We start from the raw sequence: 17,839 nt of genomic DNA, 5'->3' as shown, positions 1-17,839 counted from the left end.
ATATGAATAAAGAATTAGTATTAGTAGTTGACTTTGGAGGTCAATATAATCAATTAATAGCAAGACGTGTAAGAGAAAATAGGGTATATTGTGAGATAATACCTTATACTACATCTATAGAAAAAATAAAGGAAAAAGCACCAAAAGGAATAATATTTACAGGTGGGCCTAATAGTGTATATGGAGAAAATGCACCAAGAGTTGAAAAAGAACTATTCGATTTAGATATCCCAGTTTTAGGTATATGCTATGGAGACCAGCTTATGGCTCATAGTTTAGATGGAGAAGTAACAAGTCCTGAAAAAAGAGAATATGGTAAAACAGAAGTAAATTTAGATAATAGTAGTTTATTGTTTAAGAATATAAAAGAAAAAGATCAATGTTGGATGAGTCATACAGATTATATTTCAAAGGTTCCGAAGGGTTTTAAAACTATAGCAACAACAGATGAATGTCCTTGTGCAGCTATGGAAAATGGAGAAAAAAAATTATATGGAGTTCAATTTCATCCAGAGGTAGAGCATACTTTATTTGGAAAACAAATGCTAAAGAATTTTTTATTCAACATATGTGATTTAAAAGGTGATTGGACTATGAGTTCTTTTGCGGAAGAACAAATAAAAGCTATAAAGGAAAAAGTAGGAGACAAAAAAGTAATATGTGCTTTATCTGGTGGTGTAGATTCATCAGTAGCAGCGGTAATTGTTCATAAAGCTATAGGAAAACAATTAACTTGTATATTTGTTGATCACGGTTTACTTAGAAAAGATGAAGGCGATCAAGTAGAAAAAATATTTAAAGATCAATTTGATATGAATTTAATAAGGGTTAATGCACAAGATAGATTTTTAGGAAAATTAAAGGGAGTTTCAGACCCAGAAAGAAAGAGAAAGATAATTGGAGAAGAATTTATAAGAGTGTTTGAAGAAGAAGCTAAAAAATTAGGTGATATAAGTTTCTTAGTTCAAGGTACTATATATCCAGATATAGTAGAAAGTGGAACAAACACATCAGCTACTATAAAAAGTCATCATAATGTAGGTGGTTTACCAGAAGATATGGAATTTAAATTAATAGAACCTTTAAGAGAATTATTTAAAGATGAAGTAAGAGCTGTAGGAGAAGAATTAGGTATACCACATAAATTAGTATGGAGACAGCCTTTCCCAGGACCGGGTTTAGCTATAAGAGTATTAGGAGAGGTTACAGAGGAAAAATTAGCTATTACAAGAGAAGCGGATGCTATATTTAGAGAAGAGATAGCTAAAGCAGGCTTAGAAGAAAAAATATGGCAATATTTTGCTTGCCTTCCAAATATACAGTCAGTAGGAGTAATGGGAGACGAAAGAACATACTGCCATACAATAGCATTAAGGGCTGTTACATCTTCAGATGCAATGACTTCAGATTGGGCAAGAATACCTTATGAAGTATTAGATAAGGTATCAAGAAGAATAGTAAATGAAGTTAAAGAAGTAAATAGAATTGTTTATGATGTGACTTCAAAACCACCAGCAACTATTGAGTGGGAATAAAATAATATTTTAAAGATATAAAATTATATATTTAAAAAGTGTTTTCATTACTATATTAAAGTATATTGAAAGCACTTTTTATATTTTTTTGTAATAATTTAGATTAAAATTTTAACAAATAAGAAAATATTATAAATAAAATTAAATATTATAAAAAATATTGATAAATTTAAAACTTATTTTTGTATTTGTAAAATATAATTTTATTATCAAAATTTACCTTATTTACATCTAAAATGTATTTCATCTTTAACCGTTGATAATACAGGATTTAAAAACATAATTATTATGGCTTGTAAAACGATTTCATATGATGAATTTGAAAAAACTGAAAAATAATGGTTTATACAATTTTAAATTTTGAAGAAATTCTGAATAATTGCTATATTGACTACAATTTATTTCTGTGGTACATTGATAAAGAATAAACAATTTAAAAAAAGGAGTGTGAAAAATGTCAGAACAAAAAAGACGAAAGGATATTTTTGTACAAGGATTCGCACTATTCGCAATTTTTTTCGGGGCAGGAAACTTAATTTTTCCACCTAGTTTAGGAATGGCTGCAGGAGACAATTGGGCTTTAGCTGCTTTTGGTTTCTTGCTTACAGATCCAGTGCTTCCGATTCTAGGTGTAATTGCAACAGCTAAAGTAGGGGGCAAAGCCGAGGACTTAGGTAAGAGAGTTAGTCCAGGTTTTGCAAAGGTTTTAGGAGCTGTCTGTATTTTGGTTATTGGTCCTTTATTTGCCATTCCTAGAACAGCCGCTACTGTATATGAAATAGCAGTAAAACCAATAGCACCTGGTGTACCCATTATAGTTATATCACTAATATTTTTTATATTAACTTATATATTTGTAAGTAATCAGGGGCATGTAATAGATAATATCGGTAAAATTTTAACACCATTGTTATTAATTATACTAGCTGCTATAGTAATTGCAAGTATAGTAACACCTGTAGGGCCAATAGTAGCAACAAAACCTAATAGATACTTTTTAATAGGTTTTCAGGAAGGATATCAAACAATGGATGCGTTGGGAGCATCATTAATGGCTGGAATAGTATTAACAGATTTAATTTTAAAGGGGTATAAAGATAGAAAAGAACAAGAATATATGACTATTAGAGTAGGTTTAGTTTCAGGAGTTTTATTATTATTGGTATATGGAGGTCTTACATTTGTAGGAGCTACTGGAAGTGGAATTTTTAAGGGTGATATTAGTAGAGTTGACTTATTATTAAAATTAGTATATGGACTTTTTGGAAATGCTGGTGCTGTAGCTATATCCATAGCAGTAGCTTTAGCCTGTTTAACTACAGCGGTAGGACTTACTTCTACAGCAGCTAATTTTTTTAATAGTGTAAGTAATGGTAAACTTTCTTACAAAGCTATTAGTATAGCTGTAGTATTATGTAGTTTATTGTTATCTGTAATAGGGGTAGAAGGATTAATTAGTATAGCTGTACCAATTTTATCTACTGTATATCCAGTGATGATTGTTTTAATATTAATGACATTATTTGATCGACACATTCCTAATAATATGACTTATACTGGTGCTGTAATAGGAGCATTTTTAATTAGTTTAATTATAAATATAAATGGTACATTTGGTATTTTAAATGGTGCCATGGGAATTGTAAAAAAATTACCTCTTTTTGAAGCCGGATTTCCATGGATTGTGCCAACTATAGTATTAGCTATTTTATTCACTATATTTGGGAAAAAAAATAAACCTCAAAGCTTAGAACACGAAAATTCTTTTAAAAATTAACCTACGTTAATCTGCTAAACTGTAGAAGTAATATATTAGTAATAAAAAAGCAATTATAGAAATATTAAAATTTTATAGGGATTATAGTCAGATAATTTTGAAATATGTGATTTAAATTAAAAGCAATATTGATAAAATTTATACAAAAAAATTCATGTTGAACATAAGATGGAATTTAAGTGAATGAGTGTTAAAAGTTCCTTTAGACTATAAAATAAGGGGATGGAGGGTAATGTGAAAAAAGAGTAAAAAATAGAAATTCCAGTAAAAATGAATTTTTTACTGGAATTTTAATTCACTGGTTCTATTAAATTACAAATTAAATTGACAAAAATAAAACGATATGATAATCTGTTTTTGACAGAAAAACTTATGATACGATATTATATTCCATCATGCTATATTTAAATATTTTTTTTGTAATATTCTACTAATAAATTTAAGGAATCTGAGGTGTAGTTATGAGACTTTATAATATTACTATAGGAGAGTATCTTAGAAGAACTTGTAAAAAATTCCCGAATGATGTTGCTATTCAGTCTTTAGAAATGCCAGAGGGTATTTCATGGAGTGAACTTGATAAAATTACAGATGATATAGCCAAAGGTATGGTTGTATTAGGGCTTAACAAAGGAGATAACTTGGTACTTTGGGGTTCCAATAAAAAAGAATGGATCTATATCTTTTTAGCAGCAAGTAAAATAGGGGTATGTACAGTTACTTTAAATACTAACTATTTATTAGAAGAAGTAGAAAAAATTTTAGAGGTAGCTGATGCAAAGGCTATAGCATTTATGGAATCATTTTACGATACAAATTATGTAGATATTATTGAAAAAGTTAAAGAAAGATATAATGAAGGAATATGTAAGATACCACAAATGATGGAATATTTCATTTATTTTGGAGAGAAAAATCGTCCAGAATATACAGGAATAGATAATTTAATTTCTTTAGGAAAAAGTTTAAAGGAAGAAACATTTAATTTGATTTGCAATGATATAGAACCAGATGAAGTTGTTAATATTCAATTTACTTCTGGAACTACCAGTTCTCCAAAAGGCGTTATGCTAACACATTATTCTCTTATAAACAATTCATTTATAACTGGCGAGGCTTTAGGCATTACAGATAAAGACAAGCTATGTTTAGTTGTTCCATTTTTTCATTGCTTTGGCTTGTCAGTAGGAATACTTCTATCTGTTGGTAGAGGATGTTCTATGGTACTAGTAGAATCTTATAAAATAGCTCCATTAATAAATACAATAAAAACATTTAATTGCACTGTTCTACACGGAGTTCCTACAATGTTCTGTAGAGTATTAGAGGATGATAGCATAGATATAAACGATTTCAAAACTATAAGAACAGGGATATTAGCTGGAGCAAATGCTACAGATGAACTGTTAGATGGTATTATAGAAAAAATGAATATAAGGGATATTCAGATTGCATATGGACAAACAGAGGCTTCGCCTGGATGTACTCAAACTTTAAAGACAGATTCTATTGATAAGAAATATAACAGTGTAGGTAGGCCCTTACCTTTTGTGGAAATGAAGGTTGTTGACATGGATACGAAAAAACAGTTATCAGTAAATAATGTTGGAGAAATTTGTGTCCGTGGATTTAATGTGATGAAGGGGTATTATAAAAATGATCTACTAACTAGGAAAACTATTGATAAAGAAGGGTGGCTTCATACTGGTGATTTAGGATTTGTAGATAAAGATGGATATTATCATATAACTGGCAGAATACAAGATATAATTATAAGAGGTGGAGAAAATATAAATCCACATGAGATTGAGGAAAAGTTATTATCCCATCCTGAAATTTCTGAAGTGGAAGTTATAGGTGTTCCAGATAAAAGATATGGAGAAGAAATTGTAGCCTGTATTATTCTTAAGCCAGAGAGTTGCTTAACCAAAGGGGATATAAAAAAATATATTTCTCAAAATTTAGCTCATTATAAAGTTCCAAAATACATAGAGTTCTATGATGAATTTCCTTTAACAGACACAGGTAAGATTAAGAGACATGAACTAAAAGAATGCTTTGAAAAGAAGTTTGAATTAAGACAATCTATTTAAATTAATAATAAATATATTAAATTAACAATAAATCTATTTAAGGAGGCTTTTTTTATGGAAAACAATACAAATATGTTTAGTGGAGTAAAGGTTATTGAATTAGCAAATTTTATAGCTGCTCCAGCAGCAGGTAGATTTTTTGCTGATGGCGGTGCAGAGGTAATAAAAATTGAATCACCTGCTGGAGATCCTTTAAGATATACTGCTCCATCAGAAGGAAGACCATTAAGCCAAGAAGAAAATACTACTTATGATTTGGAAAATGCAAATAAAAAGGCAATGGTTTTAAACCTCAAAAGTGAAAAAGGTAAAAAGATATTACATGAAATGTTGAAAGAAGCAGATATATTATTAACTAACTGGAGAACAAAGGCTTTAGTTAAACAAGGATTAGACTATGAAACACTAAAAGAAAAATATCCTAAGCTAGTTTTTGCACAAATAACTGGCTATGGTGAAAAGGGTCCAGATAAGGATCTTCCAGGCTTTGATTATACTGCATTTTTCGCTAGAGGTGGTGTTTCAGGTACTCTTTATGAAAAAGGAACTGTGCCTCCAAATGTTGTTCCAGGACTTGGAGACCATCAAGCTGGCATGTTTTTAGCAGCGGGTATGGCAGGAGCTTTATATAAAGCAAAAACAACAGGAAAAGGAGATAAGGTAACAGTAAGTTTAATGCATAGCGCTATGTATGGATTAGGTATTATGATACAGGCTGCTCAATATACAGGTCATGGTTTAGTATATCCAATAAATCGTAATGAAACTCCGAACCCATTTATAGTTTCATATAAATCTAAGGATGATTATTTTGTTCAAGTATGTATGCCACCATATGATGTTTTCTATGATAGATTTATGACTGCCTTAGGTAGAGAAGATTTAGTTGGAGATGAAAGATACAACAAGATAGAAAATTTAAAAGATGGACGTGCGAAGGAAGTATATAAGATAATTGAAGAACAAATGGTTACAAAGACAAAGGATGAATGGGATAAAATATTTAGAGAAGCGGATATTCCATTTGCTATTGCACAAACTTGGGAAGATTTACTACAAGATGAACAAGCTTGGGCAAATGATTATTTATACAAGATGAAATATCCAACAGGAAATGAAAGAGCATTAGTAAGACTTCCAGTATTCTTTAAAGAAGCTGGATTACCAGAGTATAAGCAATCACCACAGATAGCAGAAAATACTGCAGAAGTTTTAAAAGAGATGGGATACACAGAAGAAGATATTCAGGAATTAGAAAAAAATAAAGATATTATGGTAAGGAAGTAAAAATAATGGCAGATATTTATACTATGGGTGTAGATATAGGTTCAACTGCATCAAAAACAGTAGTATTAAAAAATGGAAAAGAAATTGTAAGTCAGGCAGTAATAAATGTAGGGGCCGGAACAAGCGGCCCCAAAAGAGCTATAGATTCTGTATTAAGAGAAGCAAAATTATCTATTGAAGATTTAGATTATGTTGTATCTACTGGATATGGAAGAAATAGTTTCGAGTTTGCTAACAAACAAATTTCTGAATTAAGTTGTCATGCAAAGGGGGTCTATTTTCATAACAATAAAGCTAGAACAGTTATTGATATAGGCGGACAAGATATTAAAGTATTAAAATTAGCAGATAGTGGAAGACTTTTAAATTTCATAATGAATGATAAATGTGCTGCAGGAACGGGACGATTTTTAGATGTAATGTCTAGAGTAATAGAAATTCCAGTTGATGAGTTAGGAAAAAAAGCATTAGAAAGCAAAAATCCTTGTACTATTAGTTCTACCTGTACAGTATTTGCAGAGTCAGAAGTAATTTCTCAACTTGCAAGAGGAGTTAAAACTGAAGATTTGATAGCAGGAATTTGTAAGTCTGTAGCATCAAGAGTGGCTAGCCTTGCAAAGAGAAGTGGTATAGAAGAATTAGTAGTTATGAGTGGAGGAGTAGCTAAAAATATAGGTGTAGTAAAGGCAATGGAAGCAGAATTGGGAAAAGACATTTATATATCTGAAAATTCCCAATTGAATGGAGCATTGGGAGCAAGTCTATACGCTTATGAAAGTTTTCAAAAAGAAAGGAGCTAAAAACATGAGTGATAGAAATAAGGAAGTAAAAGAAAAAAAAGCAAAGCATTATCTTAGAGAGATTACTGCAAAGCATTATAAAGAGGCTCTCGAAGCAAAAGAAAGGGGAGAAAAAGTTGGTTGGTGTGCATCCAACTTCCCACAAGAAATAGCTACAACATTAGGGGTAAAAGTTGTTTATCCAGAAAATCATGCAGCAGCTGTAGCAGCTAGAGGAAATGGACAAAACATGTGTGAACATGCTGAGGCTATGGGATTTTCTAATGATGTATGTGGTTATGCAAGAGTAAATTTAGCTATTATGGACATAGGTCATAGTGAAGACCAGCCAATACCTATGCCAGACTTTGTACTTTGCTGTAATAACATTTGTAATCAAATGATTAAATGGTATGAACATATAGCAAAAACTTTAGATATACCAATGATTCTTATAGATATACCATACAATACAGAAGATACTATTTCACAGGACAGGGTTAAATATATTAGAGCTCAGTTTGATAATGCAATAAAACAATTGGAAGAAATAACAGGCAAAAAATGGGATGAAAATAAGTTTGAAGAAGTTATGAAGATATCCCAAGAAAGTGCAAAACAATGGTTAAGAGCTGCATCTTATGCAAAATATAAACCTTCACCATTTAGTGGATTTGATTTGTTTAATCATATGGCAGTAGCAGTTTGTGCTAGAGGTACTCAAGAAGCTGCGGATGCATTTAAAATGTTAGCAGATGAATATGAGGAAAATGTAAAGACTGGAAAATCTACTTATAGAGGAGAAGAAAAACAACGTATATTATTTGAAGGAATTGCCTGTTGGCCATATTTAAGACATAAATTAACTAAACTTAGTGAATATGGAATGAATGTAACAGCAACTGTATATGCCGAAGCTTTTGGTGTTATATATGAAAATACAGATGAATTAATGGCTGCTTATAATAAAGTTCCTAATTCAATTAGTTTTGAAAATGCATTAAAGATGAGATTAAATGCTGTTACAAGCACTAATACAGAAGGTGCTGTTATTCATATAAATAGAAGCTGTAAACTGTGGAGTGGATTTTTATATGAGCTAGGAAGAAGATTAGAAAAGGAGACTGGAATTCCTGTAGTATCATTTGATGGGGATCAAGCAGACCCAAGAAATTTCTCAGAAGCACAATATGATACTAGAATTCAAGGACTTAATGAAGTAATGGTTGCTAAAAAGGAGGCTGAATAAGATGTCAAATTCAGATAAATTCTTTAATGACTTTAAGGATGTTATAGACCATCCTAAAAAATATATAATGAAGCATATGGAAGAAACTGGACAAAAAGCTATAGGATGTATGCCATTATATACTCCTGAAGAACTTGTATTAGCTGCTGGAATGTTTCCAGTAGGTGTATGGGGAAGCAATACAGAACTTTCAAAAGCTAAAACATATTTCCCAGCATTTATTTGTTCAATATTACAAACAACATTGGAAAATGCATTAAATGGGGAATATGATATGTTGTCTGGCATGATGATTCCAAATTATTGTGATTCATTAAAATGCATGGGACAAAATTTTAAACTAACCGTTGAAAATATTGATTTTATACCAGTAACAGTTCCACAAAACAGAAAAATGGAAGCTGGAAAAGAATTTTTAAAAAGTCAATATAAGATGAATATTGAACAGCTAGAAAAGATTTCTGGTAATAAAATAACAGATAAATCTTTAGAAAAAGCTATAGAAATATATGATGAACACAGAAAAGTAATGAATGATTTTTCAATGTTAACATCAAAATATCCAAGTATAATAACACCAACTAAACGTAATTATGTTATGAAGTCTGCTTATTATATGGATAAAAAAGAACATACTGAAAGAGTTAAACAATTGATGGATGAAATCAAAACTATAGATCCAAAACCATTTGAAGGAAAGAGAGTTATAACTACAGGTATAATTGCAGATTCAGAAGATTTACTTAAAATTTTAGAAGAAAATAATATAGCTATAGTTGGTGATGATATAGCACATGAATCTAGACAATATAGAACATTGACTCCAGATGCGAATACACCAATGGATAGATTAGCTGAACAATTTGCTAATAGAGAATGTAGTACTTTATATGACCCTGAAAAGAAAAGGGGTAAATATATAGTAGAAATGGCTAAAGAGAGAAAAGCAGATGGGATTATATTTTTCATGACAAAATTCTGTGACCCAGAGGAATATGATTATCCACAAATGAAAAAGGATTTTGAAGAAGCAGGTATTCCACATGTACTGATAGAAACCGATATGCAAATGAAAAATTATGAACAAGCTAGAACTGCAATTCAGGCTTTTTCAGAAACACTTTAATAAAAGTTTTCAAAATTTACTGTAAACTTTATTAATTGAAACATTGATTTCTCTTCTCTTTTTATAAAATAATACTTATTTTTCAAAAAAAGTTATCTTTGGATGGACGAAGGGAAATCAATGTTTATATAAATTAACAAATTCATTAATATATTAGGAGGGATATAATGTTTTTCACAGAACAACATGAACTTATTAGAAAATTAGCAAGAGATTTTGCAGAGCAGGAAATAGAGCCTATTGCAGATGAAGTAGATAAAACTGCCGAGTTCCCTAAAGAAATTGTGAAAAAAATGGCCCAAAATGGTTTCTTTGGAATAAAAATGCCTAAAGAATATGGTGGAGCTGGAGCAGATAATAGAGCCTATGTAACTATAATGGAAGAGATATCAAGAGCATCTGGTGTAGCTGGTATATATTTATCATCACCAAATTCATTGCTTGGCACACCATTCCTACTAGTTGGTACAGATGAACAAAAGGAAAAATATTTAAAACCAATGATTAGAGGAGAAAAGACATTAGCTTTTGCTTTAACAGAGCCAGGTGCAGGTTCAGATGCAGGAGCAGTTGCAACAACTGCTAGAGAAGAAGGGGACTATTATATATTAAATGGAAGAAAAACTTTTATTACAGGAGCTCCAATATCTGATAATATCATAGTGTTCGCAAAAACAGATATGAGCAAAGGAACAAAGGGAATTACTACATTTATAGTAGATAGTAAACAAGAAGGTGTATCTTTTGGTAAGCCTGAAGACAAGATGGGGATGATTGGTTGCCCTACTAGTGATATTATTTTAGAAAATGTAAAGGTCCATAAATCTGATATACTTGGAGAATTAAATAAAGGATTTATAACAGCAATGAAGACTTTAAGTGTTGGCCGTATAGGAGTTGCTGCGCAAGCTTTAGGAATAGCACAAGCTGCTGTAGATGAAGCTGTTAAATATGCAAAACAAAGAAAGCAATTTAATAGACCTATAGCAAAATTCCAAGCTATTCAATTTAAATTGGCTAATATGGAAACAAAATTAAATGCAGCAAAATTATTAGTGTATAATGCTGCTTATAAAATGGATTGTGGAGAAAAGGCAGATAAAGAAGCTTCTATGGCAAAATATTTTGCTGCTGAATCTGCTATACAAATCGTAAATGACGCACTACAAATTCATGGTGGTTATGGATACATAAAAGATTATAAAATAGAAAGATTATATAGAGATGTTAGAGTAATTGCTATATATGAAGGAACTTCTGAAGTTCAACAAATGGTAATCGCATCAAATCTTTTAAAGTAAGGAGTGGAGAAATTGAAGATAGTTGTATGTGTAAAACAAGTACCAGATACTAATGAAGTAAAGATCGATCCTGTAAAAGGAACTCTTATTCGTGAAGGTGTACCTGCTATATTAAATCCGGATGATGCTAATGCACTAGAAGAAGCTTTAAAATTAAAAGATAAATACGAAGATGTAAAGGTTACTGTGATTACTATGGGTATACCATCCTCTTCATATATGTTAAGAGAATGTTTAGCAATGGGAGCTGATGAAGCTATATTGGTAACAGATAGAGCTTTTGCTGGAGCAGATACTTGGGCAACATCTAATGCTTTAGCTTCAGCTTTAAGAAAAGTTGGTGATTATGATTTAATATTTGCTGGTAGACAAGCTATAGATGGAGATACAGCTCAAGTTGGACCACAAATAGCAGAGAGACTTGATATACCACAAGTAACTTATGCTATGGGTTTTGAGTACAATAAGGAAGATAAAACAATTATTGTAGATAGACAATTAGAAGATGGTTACGAGAGATTACAAGTTAAATCTATGCCAGCATTAATTACTGCTATTAGTGAATTAAACAAACCTCGCTACATGACAGTTGGAGGTATAGTAGATGCATATAAGAAAGATATTAAGATATTTACAATTAAAGATTTAGATGTTACTCCAGATGAAGTAGGTTTAAATGCTTCTCCAACTTCAGTATTTAGATCCTTCGCGCCAGATAAAAAATCACAAGGTGTTATATTAGAAGGAACAGCTAAAGAAAAGGTAGAAAAATTAGTATCAGCACTTCAATCTAAACACTATATTTAAGTTTTGGGAGGTTTATTATGGCTATCAAAATTATTAAAGAAAAATGTAAAGCATGTGGTATATGTGAAAAGCAATGTCCATTTGATGCAATTCATGTAATTAACGGATTAGCAGAAGTAAATGAAAAATGTACAATATGTGGAGCCTGCGTAGAAGCTTGCCCATTTGATGCAATAGAAAAAGAAGAGAAGAAAGTTGTAAAAAAGGATATTAGTCAATATAAAGGTGTATGGGTATACGCTGAACAAAGACAAGGAGAACTTACTCCTGTAGTAATAGAATTATTAGGAGAAGGTAAAAAATTAGCTAATGAAATAGGAACAGATTTATCTGCAATTTTATTAGGAGATAATGTTAGAGACTTAGCAGAAGAATTAATAAAGTATGGAGCAGATAAAGTATATGTAGCGGATGATAAAAAATTAGAAAATTATACAACAGATGCTTATACTACTGTAATTTCAAATGCTATAGATCAATATAAACCAGAATCAGTTTTATTTGGTGCAACTCATATCGGAAGAGATTTAGCTCCTAGAATTGCAGCAAGAGTTGATACTGGACTTACAGCTGATTGTACAAAATTAGAAATAGATCCTGAACATAAAAACGTAAAACAAACTAGACCTGCCTTTGGCGGAAATTTAATGGCAACTATAGTATGTAAAAACCATAGACCACAAATGTCTACAGTAAGACCTGGTGTTATGGAGAAAGCAAAACATAATGAAGACAATAAAGGTGAAATAATAGATATAAAAGTAACATTAAGTGAAGATGAAATTAGAACTAAAGTTTTAGAAATAATTAAATCTTCTAAAAAACAAGTTTCTTTAGTTGATGCAGACTTTATTGTATCTGGTGGTAAAGGACTTGGAAATCCAGATGGATTTAAGTTATTAAAAGAGTTAGCTGATTTATTAGGTGGAGTAGTTGGTAGTAGCCGTGCTGCAGTTGATATAGGATGGATAGAACACTCACATCAAGTAGGACAAACTGGAACTACTGTAAAGCCTGTTATTTATATTGCATGTGGTATATCAGGAGCTATCCAACACGTTGCTGGTATGTCAAATTCTGATATAATAATTGCTATAAATAAAGATGAAAATGCACCTATATTTGAAATAGCTGATTATGGAATCGTTGGAGACTTATATGAAATAGTTCCAATACTAATAGAAGAAGTGAAAAAAATTAAACAAGAAGGCTAATTAATTTAATTTTAAGAAACAAAAAGGAGGGTTTCCTCCTTTTGTTTCTTATATATTTTTCATAAAAGTTAAAAAAATAACAATCAGGTTCATTTATACAGTAATTAAAATATATATTATTTTTAGTATATAAAGGTAATAAAATATAAGCAGAAGTGTTTTATTATAATATAATAAAAAAATTAATTTGAAAGGAGAAGATAGGATGGCAACAAGTAAAAAAAATATGACAGATGAAGTAAAACAGAAAAAATCAGGTATTCCTATATATTTGGGAATTGCCAGTGTATGGTTTGGAGCTCATTGTGGACCAGGAGTAGCTTCAGGCAAACAAACAGCTGTTTTTTACAGTGAATTTGGAAAATGGGCCTTTATAACTCCAATTATTGCAATGGTGTTAATGGGCCTTTGTATTTATTACTCTGTAGAATATGCTCGTCTCACAAAGGCAAAAAATTTTAGAGAATTAACTGATAATTTATTTCATCCATATGAAAAAGTTTTTTCTGCATTTTTTGAAATTACATTTTTGGCAACTGTTCTTATGGTTGTAGGAGGATGTATAGCCACAGGAGCAGCAGTTTTAAATGAGTATACAGGTCTTCCCATAATTGTAGGAAGTATAATACTAGTAGTGGCTACAATACTTTTATCAATGTATGGGGCTAACTTAGTTCGTTCTGCATCAACTATTATGACAATATTTATTATAGCTTGTTTAATAGCTATGGTAGTGCTTGGATTACTTTCTCCACAGGGAGATTTTGCAGGTAACTGGACATCTAAATCCTTTAGTGAAGTTTCGCCGATGAAGGCTATAATTATGGCTATTGTATATACAGGCTTTCAATCAGCTGGTAATATTGCGAATGCGGTATCTGTTTGCCAAGGTATAGAAGGTAGAAAAGAGTCTAAAAAAGCAGCAATTATAGGTACTATATTAAATACATTACTTATTTTAGGAATAGTATTTTTATTATTTGCATATCCAGATTCAATAAAGAAAACTTTACCAAATTATTTTGTAGCAGATAAAGTTGGATCATCTGTATTATTATTTTCATATGTAGTGATGGTATTACTTGCGGTTATGAGCACTAATGTTTCTTTTTCATTTTCTGTAGTTGCAAGATATGGAGAAAAACTTCCTATGAAGCCAGGAGTAAAAAGAGATTTCGTTGTAACATTAATTTTAATGATATTGTGTGTAGTAGTGTCTGCCTTAGGATTAGATGCTATTGTAAGTAAAGGCTATAAATATCTAGGATATGCTTGTATATTTATAGTAGTTATACCAATAATATTAGTTGGATTTAAAAAAACAAGGGGATTATATAAAACTGAATATAAAACTGAATATAAAAGTGAATGTAAGAGTGAACATAAAATATAAGAAACAGACTTTAAAAAGTCTGCTTCTTATATAAATACTTGTTAAGCATCTTTTTTACATCTATAAAAATATGATTAGTTTCTGAAGGTAGGAAGAAAAAATTCTTTTTTAGATTCATCCTATAAGTAGTTTTTAACTTTAAGATGTAAATAATAGATTTATTTAACAAAATCACTATGTCTAAGATATGTAGGGAAATTTAAACTTTTATTAAAAAAACAAATCAACTATTAAAGTAATATCTATATATTACTTTAATAATAGTTTAACAATATTATAAATTATGTACAAACTCTTTAAATCATTAGAAAAGTAGAAATATAGCAATAAAAATGGTCGAAGCTTGAAATATCTTGCAATATCTTGAAATATCTAAATATTATATTAAATAAAAAGGATCACTAGTATTGCTTGAGTTTATGATTAAACTAGCAAATACTATTGAGAATACAAAATATTAATTACTGTTATTCTAATAATAGAGATTTAAGACAAAATAATTTTTAAATTTTAAATTTATACCAAAATAATGTAATATACCATTTTTATTGACAAATATTAAACAATATGATAGGCTGAATTTGATAGAAAATTATGAAAAAGAAAACTTACAAATGGGGGGTATAAATTATGAAAATTTTAGCTTATTGTGTAAGACCTGATGAAATTGATTCATTTAAAAATTTTTCTGAAAAATATGGACATACTGTTGATTTAATACCAGATTCTTTTGGCCCAAATGTGGCTCATTTAGCTAAAGGATATGATGGTATTTCAATCTTAGGAAATGATACTTGTAACAGAGAAGCATTAGAGAAAATTAAAGATTGTGGTATAAAATATTTAGCAACCAGAACTGCTGGAGTAAATAATATAGATTTTGATGCTGCAAAAGAATTTGGTATAAATGTAGCTAATGTTCCAGCTTATTCTCCTAATTCAGTTTCAGAGTTTACTGTAGGACTTGCATTATCCCTAACAAGAAAAATTCCTTTTGCATTAAAAAGAGTAGAACTTAATAATTTTGCACTAGGTGGATTAATAGGAGTAGAATTAAGAAACTTAACTTTAGGAGTTATAGGAACTGGAAGAATAGGTTTAAAAGTAATTGAAGGTTTTTCAGGCTTTGGTATGAAAAAGATGATAGGTTACGATATTTTTGAAAATGAAAAGGCTAAAGAATATATTGAATATAAATCTTTAGATGAAGTATATAAAGAAGCAGATATAATAACATTGCATGCACCTCTAACAGATGATAATTACCATATGATAGGAAAAGAGAGCATTGCCAAAATGAAAGACGGTGTATTTATAATAAATGCAGCACGTGGAGCATTAATTGATAGTGAAGCTTTAATAGAGGGACTGAAATCTGGTAAAATAGCTGGAGCAGCCTTAGATTCCTATGAATATGAACAAGGGGTTTTCCATAACAATAAAATGAATGAAATCATGAAAGATGATACATTAGAAAGACTTAAGAGTTTCCCAAATGTAGTTATCACACCTCATTTAGGATTCTATACAGATGAAGCTGTATCTAATATGGTAGAAATTACTCTTATGAATTTACAAGAATTTGAATTAAAAGGAACTTGTAAAAACCAAAGAGTATGTAAGTAATTTTAAATGTTTTTAGTATAAAAAAGAATTGTTAAAAATGAATTCGTAAAAATACTGTATATTAAATATATTTGAATTCCATTTTCTAATTTTAGAAATTCATAAAATCGAAAATGGTAATAAAAAGCGTTTTCTGTTTACTATGAAACTAGTAAATACTGAAAACGCTTTCATTTTTTTTAAAAAGATAATTTCTAGTTTACTTTATTTACACTATCACTAGTTTTTAAAACTTTTACAACACTATCCAAGCTAGTATCGACCATATTTTGAACTGCAGTAGTAGTAAAGAATCCAACATGATGAGTGATTAAGACTTGATCCATTTTTAGTAATTTATCAAGCTGAGGATCAGGAATTTTAGTTGGATCAACTACTTTATTCAAGAATAATCCTTCATTTTCAAATGTATCAAGTGCAGCACCAGCTATTTTATTTTCTTCTAAGGCTTCAATAAGATCTTCAGTGTTGATAATTCCACCACGACCAGTATTTACTATAAAAGCATCTGGTTTCATATATTTTAAGTTATTCTTATTTATCATATGTTTAGTATTTTCTGTAAGAGGAGTGTGTAGAGTTACAACATCAGCTTCTTTTAAAAGATCTTCTAATGATTCTTTGTAAGTAAGAAGATTGTTTTCTTCTAATTTTTTGTCTGGATAAGCATCATAACCTATAACATTTGCCCCTAGTCCTTTAAAAAGCTTGGCAGAAGTTCTACCTATTTTACCTGTACCTACTACACCAACTGTTATAGATCTTACTTCTCTAGCTATAAGATCAGCTGACCAACGATAATCACCAAAAGCTATTCTTTTATTTACAGTTTTAATGTTTCTCAGCAAGTTCATTGTATGAGTTACAGCAAGTTCTGCAATAGCATTTGGAGAATAAGCAGGAACATTAGTTACAAGAATATTATTCTCTGAAGCCATTTTTAAATCAATCATATCTACCCCAGCAGTTCTTGAAGCTATTTGTTTAATTCCATATTCTTTAAGAGTAGAATAAACAGTTTCACCACCTATGCTATTTGTTTGTTGAATTGCAATTCCATCATAGCCCTTTACCTTACAGACAGTATCTTCAGAAAGAGCCTCATTAGATAGATCAATTTGAACTTCAGGATTTGCTTCTAACCACTTTTTTATAGCTGGTTTTTCATGTTCGCGTACACTATACATTAGTATTTTCATAATAAATTTCCCCCTTTATATTTAGATATATTTTTAACATACTAGTTTAAAAAAAATATATTGAAAGATGTAAAGCGTATATGTTAAATTATAAAACTTTAAATATGCCCTAATGCTTATGGAACAATATTTTATACCCATAATTTTAGGAAAAATTTTAATAATGCTTGCTCTAGTTTTCGAAGTTTGGCCTTATAGTACTTATACATATGAATATAAATTAAATAATATTACCTTGATTAATTATAAAAAATATATTATTTTTGTTAAAAATGTATCTATATAAAACAAATAAATATATTATTTTTTAAATAAAACATATTTAATTTCAATTGTATGCACATTGATTTATTTAAACTTATTAATATATAATTATCTTTGTGAAATAATTTATTATAGAATAAGATTAAATTTTTTCAATTTCTTTCATAATAAAAATGTAAATATCTATTG

At 30.0% G+C, this 17,839-nt stretch carries 13 protein-coding genes; 12 read left to right on the top strand and 1 reads right to left on the bottom strand.

The window, feature by feature from the left end; all coding sequences use genetic code 11:
* The first annotated feature begins 2 nt into the window (after window positions 1–2).
* The 12 genes from guaA to ACYUDJ_RS11935 all read left to right on the top strand — a co-directional run bounded on the left by guaA (window position 3) and on the right by ACYUDJ_RS11935 (window position 16,187).
* Entirely contained in the window at window positions 3–1,535 is a 1,533-nt protein-coding gene (gene guaA / locus ACYUDJ_RS11990) for a glutamine-hydrolyzing GMP synthase (RefSeq protein WP_003483274.1), read from the top strand.
* A gap of 454 nt (window positions 1,536–1,989) precedes the next feature.
* Window positions 1,990–3,312: a branched-chain amino acid transport system II carrier protein gene (gene brnQ, locus ACYUDJ_RS11985; protein WP_003483277.1), complete on the top strand. Its 1,323-nt coding sequence runs from the start codon at window positions 1,990–1,992 to the stop codon at window positions 3,310–3,312.
* Between the two features lie 461 nt (window positions 3,313–3,773).
* Complete coding sequence (locus ACYUDJ_RS11980; RefSeq protein ID WP_003483279.1) at window positions 3,774–5,405, top strand: AMP-binding protein; 1,632 nt, start codon at window positions 3,774–3,776, stop codon at window positions 5,403–5,405.
* 54 nt (window positions 5,406–5,459) lie between these two features.
* Window positions 5,460–6,692, top strand: a complete 1,233-nt coding sequence (gene fldA / locus ACYUDJ_RS11975) for a 3-(aryl)acryloyl-CoA:(R)-3-(aryl)lactate CoA-transferase FldA (RefSeq protein WP_003483282.1) — start codon at window positions 5,460–5,462, stop codon at window positions 6,690–6,692.
* A gap of 5 nt (window positions 6,693–6,697) precedes the next feature.
* A complete protein-coding gene (gene fldI, locus ACYUDJ_RS11970) occupies window positions 6,698–7,492 on the top strand; it encodes a phenyllactyl-CoA dehydratase activase FldI (protein WP_003483284.1) in 795 nt (264 codons plus the stop codon).
* A gap of 4 nt (window positions 7,493–7,496) precedes the next feature.
* Window positions 7,497–8,720 carry a phenyllactyl-CoA dehydratase subunit FldB gene (gene fldB, locus ACYUDJ_RS11965; RefSeq protein WP_003361700.1) on the top strand — a complete coding sequence of 408 codons (1,224 nt, stop codon included), beginning with the start codon at window positions 7,497–7,499 and terminating at the stop codon, window positions 8,718–8,720.
* A gap of 1 nt (window position 8,721) precedes the next feature.
* Window positions 8,722–9,846, top strand: coding sequence for a phenyllactyl-CoA dehydratase subunit FldC (gene fldC / locus ACYUDJ_RS11960; RefSeq protein WP_043032543.1), 1,125 nt, complete (start codon window positions 8,722–8,724; stop codon window positions 9,844–9,846).
* A 167-nt stretch (window positions 9,847–10,013) separates the two neighbouring features.
* Window positions 10,014–11,147 (top strand): 3-(aryl)acrylate reductase AcdA, encoded by a 1,134-nt coding sequence (acdA, locus tag ACYUDJ_RS11955; RefSeq protein ID WP_003483287.1) that lies wholly within the window; start codon window positions 10,014–10,016, stop codon window positions 11,145–11,147.
* A gap of 12 nt (window positions 11,148–11,159) precedes the next feature.
* Complete coding sequence (etfB, locus tag ACYUDJ_RS11950; RefSeq protein WP_003492357.1) at window positions 11,160–11,954, top strand: electron transfer flavoprotein subunit beta; 795 nt, start codon at window positions 11,160–11,162, stop codon at window positions 11,952–11,954.
* A 17-nt stretch (window positions 11,955–11,971) separates the two neighbouring features.
* Window positions 11,972–13,168: an electron transfer flavoprotein subunit alpha gene (locus ACYUDJ_RS11945; RefSeq protein WP_003483289.1), complete on the top strand. Its 1,197-nt coding sequence runs from the start codon at window positions 11,972–11,974 to the stop codon at window positions 13,166–13,168.
* Between the two features lie 205 nt (window positions 13,169–13,373).
* The gene (locus ACYUDJ_RS11940; RefSeq protein ID WP_042384212.1) at window positions 13,374–14,561 is read left to right on the top strand and encodes a YkvI family membrane protein; all 1,188 of its coding nucleotides are present in this window, start codon (window positions 13,374–13,376) and stop codon (window positions 14,559–14,561) included.
* Window positions 14,562–15,191: 630 nt separating this feature from the next.
* Window positions 15,192–16,187 carry a D-isomer specific 2-hydroxyacid dehydrogenase family protein gene (locus tag ACYUDJ_RS11935; RefSeq protein WP_003483291.1) on the top strand — a complete coding sequence of 332 codons (996 nt, stop codon included), beginning with the start codon at window positions 15,192–15,194 and terminating at the stop codon, window positions 16,185–16,187.
* A gap of 194 nt (window positions 16,188–16,381) precedes the next feature.
* Here ACYUDJ_RS11935 and ACYUDJ_RS11930 read toward each other — a convergent pair whose 3' ends face one another.
* A complete protein-coding gene (locus ACYUDJ_RS11930; RefSeq protein WP_460289643.1) occupies window positions 16,382–17,386 on the bottom strand; it encodes a D-2-hydroxyacid dehydrogenase in 1,005 nt (334 codons plus the stop codon).
* Window positions 17,387–17,839 lie beyond the last annotated feature (453 nt).

The organism is Clostridium sp. CTA-6 (assembly GCF_054768115.1).
The sequence above is the reverse complement of the archived record's forward strand: the minus strand, read 5'-3'. Positions and strand labels throughout refer to the sequence as shown.